Raw genomic sequence first — 8,310 nt, 5'->3', positions numbered from 1 at the left:
ATCACATTGGCCTTGGCATTGCCGTAGAGACGGTTGTCCAGCGCGTTGCCGGTGGCGTCCGTCACGCCAGCGCCGCCGAGTGCGAGCGCCTCGACATGGTCGGGAAGGCTGTAGCTCACATAGGTGCGGATCGTGTCCGTGCCCTCGCCGGCAGCCTCGATCACCGTGTCGCCCGCATTGTCGACGATATAGGTGTCGTGGCCCCTGCCGCCCCGCAGATCGTCGGCGCCGCCCGCGCCATCGAGCACGTCCTTGCCTGCGCCTCCGCTAAGGACATTGCCCGCGAAATTTCCGATGATGATGTTGTCGGAGCTATTGCCGGATCCACCGGTGGACGATGTTCCGGTGAGGACGAGCTTCTCCACATGCTTCGGGAGCACATAGCTCGTCGAGCTACTGACCTGATCCCAGCCTTCGCCCGCCCGCTCGACTATCTCGTCCGTGGGTTGATCGACGATATAGACGTCGTCGCCAGCGCCGCCCTGCATAAGATCGGCGCCGCCGGCGCCGTCGAGAATGTTCGCCGCGCTATTGCCTACTATCGTGTTTGACTGAGCGTTGCCGACGGCATCGGCAGCGGCGGCGCCCAGGAGAACCAGGTTCTCCACGTCTTCGGGCAATGTATAGGTCACGGAGCTCATGACGGTGTCGGTGCCCTCGGCGCTCATCTCGGTAACGTCGTCGCCGACATCGTCGACGACATAGGTATCGTCACCCGCGCTTCCCCTCATGACATCGGCGCCCCCTCCTCCGTCGATAACGTTGGCGGAGCTGCTCCCGGCCAGAATGTCGTCAAACCGACTGCCGGTAACATTCTCGATCCCAGTCAACACGTCGCCTTCGGCATGGCCGCCCGTTTGGCCGTCGGACCGGCCGAGATCCAGATTGACGCTGCTGTCCGATGCGGCGTAGCTGACCGTATCTACCCCGTCCCCGCCTTCGAGCAGGTCGGATCCGCCATCGCCCGCAAGAAGATCGTCGCCCGCGCCGCCGACGAGGTGGTTGGCCACCGAATTGCCGATGATCGTATCGTTGCCGCCGCCGCCGATCGCGTTCTCGATGATCGTTCCGTAGGCGATGGAGATGTTGTCATGGAGAAGTCCATCGGGCGAATTGTAGGCCGTCCGAAGCGCGTCATACTCCGCCTGCGTGAAGTCCGATGGCACCAGCCCCGCGGCCTTGAGGTCTTCGAGGGGGACGATTCCACTGCCGCCGCCGCTGCTGAAGGCGCCCGGATTGAGATCGATCGTCGAAGCCGTGTTCCAGCCGGAGAAGTCGAGCGTATCGATTCCACCCGCATCGTAGATGGAAATGACGGGCATCGTGTTCAGCCCGAAATCGAAGACGTTCAGATTCGCCGTGGAGTTGAAGCCGTAGATTGTCCCGTCTGCACGCGTCGTCGGATCTGCGCCGTAGATGGCCTGGATCGCGGCGATGTCGTGAAGCAGAGGCGTCTGTCCGTAGACTCGCTCGAGGCGTGACCAATCGACGTGAGCAGCATCGGTGAACTCCGCATTGAAATAGGACATCACGCTGTACTGACGCGAGTCCTGAAAATATTCCGCGTGGCTCGCATAGGTGAACGCCTCGTCGGAGGAAGCGTCATAATCGCCAGGGTGCATGAGGCCGAGCGCGTGGCCGGTCTCGTGCATGAGGGTGAGAAGACCATAGCCGCCATTGTCGAGTTCGAGATTGCTCGATGCCAGTCCATTGACCCAGATGTCGCCGGCCAGTTTCGCGTAAGGCTCGGAATAGCTGTAGGGCAGGAAGGCGAAGGCCTGCGTTCCGGGAAGTTTGGTATAGTTGCTGTAGGTGAGATCGGCTTGGTCGGCCGTCGTCTCGACGATGTCCAGGGCAACAAGTTCATTCCAGAGCGTGATCGTCTTGCGAGCCGCTTCCTGTTGCCCGACCGAAAACGCCTGAAACCCCACGGCGGAACCGAGATCGTAGACCTGGCCGTCGATCTCGAAATGATAGGGTGCGGCAGCGATCGTCTCGACGGTGTGAAAGCCGAAGGTCAGCTGGAGGAGGTCTCCGCTTGCCGGACGGGCATCGAAGCCCTCACTGCTCCAGCCCGCTCCCGGAATATCGGTCCAGGGAAAGGCGCTGCGGTTCAGATGTGCCGTGATTTCCGCGATCGACCAGACAGGCTTGTCGTCGATGAAGCCGCCCTGGCCATCGACATTGGCGGAAACGACGTAAGGTTCAGAGCCGGCGCACGCGCCGCAAACACAATGTACCGGATGGAGCTGCGCTCCCGATGCCACGAGCTGAGTCATGCTCGCGGACTAGAGAAGCATTCCTCCTCAAGAGGTTAATGCCACCCCTAGGTACAATCCGGAGCATCTAGTCTGGCCTTGCGGGCGCCTCCTCGACCATGGTCGATATTCGCGCTTATCCATCTCGACCCAGTCGCCGGCCAGCCGTCGTCACGACGTCCAATGGAGACTCAACTGGCCGGCGAAAGTCGGGTCGATCAAAAGACGGTGAAATCGCTGGCGGCTAGTTCGGCGGGCGGGTTGTCCAGTACCGCGAACCTGACAGCTGCGCCACTGCCGCTCCCATCCGCATCGTAAAGCAACGCGCCGGTCGACGGATCGTAGATGATCCGGTCCGCCGCGGACCCGGCCGCGCTTCCGCTGACGAATGCGCTGGGAGACAGTTCGCCTCTGCTCAGTCCGTCGAATACGGCGTCGTCGAGCAGGATCCGGTCCTCGCCGCGGGTGAAGTCGAGGATCGTGTCTACGTTGGACCCGCCGAGCGCAGCATCGAAGGAAAAGCGATCCGAGCCTTCGCCGCCTTCCAGCCGATCGCTGCCGGAGCCGCCGTAGAGCCAATCCGACCCGTCGCCGCCGAAAAGCGAATCGTTGCCGTCCTCGCCCCTCAATCGGTTCACTGCACGGTTGCCGACGAGCTGGTTGGCCAGCCCGTTGCCTTGGCCGTCGATGCGGGCGCTGCCTTCGAGGACGAGATTTTCGACATGGTCGGAAAGGGTGAATGTGACCGAGCTGCGCACGCGATCCACGCCTTCGCCGGCCTGCTCCACAACCTTGTCGCCGAAATGATCGACCTTGTAGGTGTCGTTGCCGCCACCGCCTTGCATCAGATCCGCACCGCGCTCGCCGTCGAGCAGGTTGGCCGCCGAGTTGCCGACTAGCCGGTTTCCGAGATAATTGCCGGTGCCGTCGATCGCGCTTGTGCCGGTGAGCACCAGATTCTCGACGTTAAGGGCGAGGCCATGGGTCACCGAGCTTCTCACGGTGTCGATGCCCTGGTTCTCCAGCTCGACCACAGAGTCGCCAGCATTGTCGACTACATAGGTGTCGTGGCCGTCTCGGCCATACATGGTGTCGATTCCGGCGCCGCCGTCGAGCACATTTGCCTTGGCGTTGCCGTAGAGACGGTTCGACAGTCCATTGCCCGTTCCGTCGATCACGCCCGCTCCGCCGAGCGCGAGGTTCTCGACATGATCGGGCAGGCTGAAGGTCACATAGGCGTGGATCGTGTCGTTGCCCTCGCCCGCAAGCTCGACCACCCGATCACTGGCATCGTGGACACGGTACTTGTCATGGCCGTCGCCGCCGTACATCGTGTCAGCGCCAGCCCCCCCGTCGAGCTCGTCCCTGCCTTTGCCGCCGCTGAGAATGTTCGCCGCACCGTTTCCGACGATCATATTGTCGCCGTTGTTGCCCGTCCCGTTGATCGCAGCCGTGCCGGTGAGCACCAGATTCTCGACATGCTCCGACAGTCTGAAGGTCACCGAGGCCCTGACCTCATCCGTGCCCTCACCGACCGCCTCGGCCGCTTGGTCGCGCCCATTGTCGACAATGTAGATATCGTCGCCGGCCCGACCCCGCATCACATCGGCGCCGCCCGCGCCATCGAGCGTGTTGGCGGCATCGTTGCCGACGAGCTCGTTGGCATGGCCGTTGCCCGTGCCGTTGAGCCTCGCCGTACCGGTGAGAACCAGGTTCTCGACCTGTGCGCCCAAGGTGTAGCTGATCGAGCTCCGCACCGTGTCGATGCCTCCCCCGGCTATTTCGATCACCTTGTCGCCCGCACGGTCGACCACGTAAGTGTCGCTGCCGCCGGCCCCGCGCATCGCATCGGCTCCACCGGCGCCGTTGAGGATGTTAGCGGCACCATTGCCGACCAGCACGTCGGCAAAGGCGCTGCCGGTGAGGTTCTCGACATTGGACAAAAGGTCACCCTGTGCGTGGCCTCCGGACTGGGCGGCCCGGGTCAGACTGACGTCCACGCCGGCATTTGAGCCTTGGTAGCTGGCCGTATCGATCCCACCGCCGCCGTCGAGGACGTCGGCGCTGGCACCGCCGATCAGCGTGTCGTTGCCGCCGCGCCCTTCGAGCCTATCTCCTGCCGAACCGCCGCGCATCGTCTGATTTGCGTCTGCGCCGATATAGTGGACGGCCGTCGTGGGGGCGGAACCATTGACGATGTAGACGGTCCCCGAGTTGGACCCATTTTCGTCGGAACCGGGCGCGCCGACGATGAGATCCGCGAACCCGTCGCAATTCGTATCGGCGGCACTGACATTCCCGGCCTTGTCTCCATCCTTTGCGCCCTGCAGGATGATGGCGGCATCGCTGAGCGATATGTCGGCGAAGCCGCTGGCTTTGCCGAGGATGACGTAAGAACTTCCCCGCCCGCCGGTCCTTCCGAGGATGATGTCGTCATATCCATCGGAATTGACGTCTCCGGCCGAGCCAAGCGAGGTGATCCCGCCGCCGGAGACCACAAAGTCGCGGGAGTTTGGATTGTCCTTGATGACATTGGCGCCCTTTGGCCGCCCGAGGACCCCATAGATGTCCGTCGCGCTGGCGACCAGAACGTCTGAGTGCCCATCAGCGTTCATGTCACCGGCCAGGGCGACTCCCGTCACCCTTGCTCCTGCGCCGAGATAGATGACAGTGGCCCGCACGTTGTCGAGACTCGTCACGTCCATGTCGGCAATGCCGCGCTTCCCGAAGATGACGTAAGCCTTGGAGTCATTCGCGGCTGCGACAAGCAGGTCGTCTACACCATCACGGTTGAAATCGCCGGCGGACGCAACATGAGTGCCCGCCCCCAAAATGGTGAACCCTTCAGAATCCTTCAGATTGTCGACGTTGATCGTGCCGAAGCCATCCTTCTTTCCGAATATGACGTGCGCGAGATCGATCCTCGTCCCGATGATGATGTCGTCGATACCATCCCCGTTGACGTCGCCCGCCAATGAGATCTGGGCCCCGATCCATTGCTGTGAAGAGGAAATGATCGTGAAGCCTTGGTCGGGGCGCATATTGGCAACGTCGATATCCGCGTCATACGATGGCTTCCCGAAGAATACGTGGACTCGTCCATTGATACCGCCGTAATCGGGATCGGCCATCATGACGTCGTCATAGCCGTCGCGATTGATATCGCCTGCAGACGCGACAACTTCCCCATTGATTGTGTCGCTGCCCCGAACGAAAAAGCCCTGCGAAGGAGAAAGCGACGTCAGATTGATTTCCGGTAGCCCACCGGCCTTTCCGAATATGATTGCCGGTCCGCCGGGCCCTCCGCCACCAAGGGTCTGCAATCTCGCGACGATGAAGTCTTCGACGCCGTCCCCGTTCACGTCGCCGGCCGAACTGACCGTGGAGCCCAACTGCGTCTGGGCACCGTTGCCGACCAGTTTGGTTCCGCGTGACCCGAGATTCCCCAGATTGATAGTTGCCATCGCCATTTCCCCCCCGGGTCTCGCAAGCTTCAACGATGGCTTTGAATGGTCGGATTGCAGCCGCCGCGCGAGCGCACGCGATGCGGAGCCCCGCCATCAATTTCCTGAAGATTGCCCCCGACCCGAATGTCGACTGGATAATATCACACGCGAAGATGCACAACCGGCCGACGAGCCCGCGATTTCGACGTTATCGACCCGTCGAGAACGATCGACCTACGCCAGCGGCAGTTCCCGCTGCTCCGGATCGAAGCGCCGCCATCCCCCAGGCCCTAGCTTCTCGAGCGGGCGGAAGCGGGACTTGTAGGCCATGCGTCGCGATTCCTCGACCCAATAGCCGAGATAGACATAAGGAAGGCTGGCGCGGGCGGCGCGCACGATATGGTCGAGGATGATGAAGGTTCCGAGTCCCGCGCGGCGATCGTCGTCCGGCTCGAAGAAGCTGTAGATCATCGACAGCCCGTCCGACTGGTGATCGGTCAGGCAGGCCCCGACCAGGCGGCCGGGCCGGCCATCGGTCGACGGCTCGCGATATTCGATGACATAGGTCTTGACCGGGCTCTGCTCGACCATGTCGGAGAAATCATGCTCGTCCATCTCGACCATCCCGCCGTCGGGATGTCGGGCGCGAAGGTAGCGGCGGAGCAGCTGATACTGCTCCTCGGTCGCCCAGGCCTTGCACGCGCTGACCTCGAGGTCGGCATTGCGCCGGAGCACGCGGCGCTGGGTCGCGCTCGGCTGGAACTCGCCGGCCACCACCCGAACCGAGACGCAGGCGGTGCAGTCGAGACAGCTCGGCCGATAGGCGACGTTCTGGCTTCGGCGGAATCCGATGCGGCCGAGCGCGTCGTTGAGATCGCTCGCGTGGGGGCCGCTCAGCTCGGTGAAGACCTTCCGCTCCGTCTTGCCCGTCAGATAGGGGCACGGCGCCGGCGTCGTCACGAAGAAGCGGGGAAATCGAAATGGTGCGCTCAAGGCGACTCCAGCCGGTCCAACATGGTTGCCTGAATCTTTATGAGACGTCGCGGCAACGTTGGAAAGGGCGCTTTGTGCCCGGTGCGGGCGATCGCGCCCATCGTTCCAGCCCGGGACGCAGCCGTGGCCGGACCTTACTCCATCGCCACCGGCTGGACGGCGAATCCTTCCGCCCTCAGGGTCTCGATCAGCCGGCTGATCTGCTCGGCATCGCGCGCCTCGCATTCGACGTCGATGGAGGCGTCCTTCGCCGGCAGGTGGGTGAAGATGCGCTGGTGGGAGATCTCGACGATATTGACCTGATGGTCGCTGAACAGCTTCATCACCGCGTGGAGCGCACCCGGCCGGTCCTGCAGCTCGATCCTGAGGCGGCTCATCCGCCCCGATCGGGCGAGGTCGCGCAGCAGCACGTTGGCGAGCAGGTGCGTGTCGATGTTTCCGCCGGTGACGATCAGGCCGACCCGCCGCCCGCGCAGCCGCTCCGGATTGGCGAGCAGGGCGGCGACGCCGACCGCGCCGGCCCCTTCCGCGACCGTCTTCTCGGACCGCACCAGCAACGCGATCGCGCTCTCGATGTCGCGCTCGGCGACGAGGAGGATGTCGTCGACGATATGATTGATGATGCCCGACGTCATCAGACCCGGCGACTTCACCGCTATGCCTTCCGCGATGGTGTCGCCGGCGCAGGGCAGGCTCGCCCGCGCGAACTTGGCGAACATCGACGGATAGAGCTCGGCCTGGACGCCGATCACCTCGATGCCGGGCCGGATCGTCTTGGCCGCGATGCCGGTGCCGGCAATGAGGCCGCCGCCGCCGATCGGGACCAGCAAGGTGTCCAGATCCGGCGCGTCGGCGAGCATTTCGAGCGCCACCGTCCCCTGCCCCGCCATCACCTCGAAATCGTCGAACGGATGGACGAAGGTGAGGCCGCGCGCGTCGGACAGGCGGAGCGCCTCGGCATAAGCGTCGTCGTACATCTCGCCGTGCAGCACCACCTCGGCGCCGTGGCCCTCGGTCTGGGTGACCTTCACGACCGGCGTCGGCTTCGGCATGACGATCACCGCGGGCACGCCGAGGCGCCGCGCATGATGGGCGACCGCCTGGGCATGATTTCCGGCCGACGCGGCGATGACGCCGCGGGCGCGCATCGCCTCGTCCATCAGCAGCAATTTGTTGAGTGCCCCGCGCTCCTTATAGGCGCCGCTATGCTGCAGATTCTCGAACTTGACCCAGATCTCGGCGCCGAAGCGTTCGGAAAGGGTGCGGCTGAGCAGGGTCGGCGTGCGCACCACCGCGCCCTCGATGCGGCGGGCGGCCGCTTCGATGTCGGCGAGGCCGATCGGCAGACCGGGATCGGAGACGAGGCTGGCCATGACAACTTCCGGAAGGGTGTGAGAGGGCGCCCTACCCTATCTGGCGCAACCGGCAAACAAGCCTTATCGCCTCAGGGTCCAAACTCAATCAGGAGGCGGTCGTGACGGGTTCGATTGTGTTGTCCGGCAAGGAGCAAGGAGGGAGCGATGCTGAATGCATCGTGACCGACGCAGTGACGCCGTCCGGGCGGCATAAGCGAGCCCGCCGCTTCGCGGTCGGCCGGAGGCGGCGGCTGGCTT

The 8,310-nt window shown here is 63.7% G+C and carries 4 protein-coding genes; all 4 read right to left on the bottom strand.

The genetic code is table 11. The features are described from left to right. Positions 1–2,267, bottom strand: a 2,267-nt coding sequence (locus DDE10_RS22055; protein ID WP_284734826.1) for a M10 family metallopeptidase, incomplete at its 3' end; no start/stop codon positions are given. A 209-nt stretch (positions 2,268–2,476) separates the two neighbouring features. After that, the gene (locus tag DDE10_RS22050; protein WP_162806792.1) at positions 2,477–5,722 is read right to left on the bottom strand and encodes a calcium-binding protein; all 3,246 of its coding nucleotides are present in this window, start codon (positions 5,720–5,722) and stop codon (positions 2,477–2,479) included. A gap of 216 nt (positions 5,723–5,938) precedes the next feature. Then, on the bottom strand, positions 5,939–6,697 hold the full coding sequence (locus tag DDE10_RS22045; protein ID WP_114954967.1) for an arginyltransferase: 759 nt from the start codon (positions 6,695–6,697) through the stop codon (positions 5,939–5,941). 134 nt (positions 6,698–6,831) lie between these two features. Beyond that, a complete protein-coding gene (locus tag DDE10_RS22040) occupies positions 6,832–8,070 on the bottom strand; it encodes a threonine ammonia-lyase (RefSeq protein WP_114954966.1) in 1,239 nt (412 codons plus the stop codon). Positions 8,071–8,310 lie beyond the last annotated feature (240 nt).

The organism is Sphingosinicella terrae (assembly GCF_003347635.1).
Taxonomy (GTDB): Bacteria; Pseudomonadota; Alphaproteobacteria; order Sphingomonadales; family Sphingomonadaceae; genus Allosphingosinicella; species Allosphingosinicella terrae.
Note: the sequence above shows the minus strand (reverse complement) of the source record. Positions and strands in the feature narration are given on the sequence as shown.

Coding starts and splice junctions, on each gene's coding strand:
- DDE10_RS22050 (WP_162806792.1), bottom strand. CDS start 5,722: ATGGCAACTATCAATCTGGGGAATCTCGGGTCACGCGGAACCAAACTG.
- DDE10_RS22040 (WP_114954966.1), bottom strand. CDS start 8,070: ATGGCCAGCCTCGTCTCCGATCCCGGTCTGCCGATCGGCCTCGCCGAC.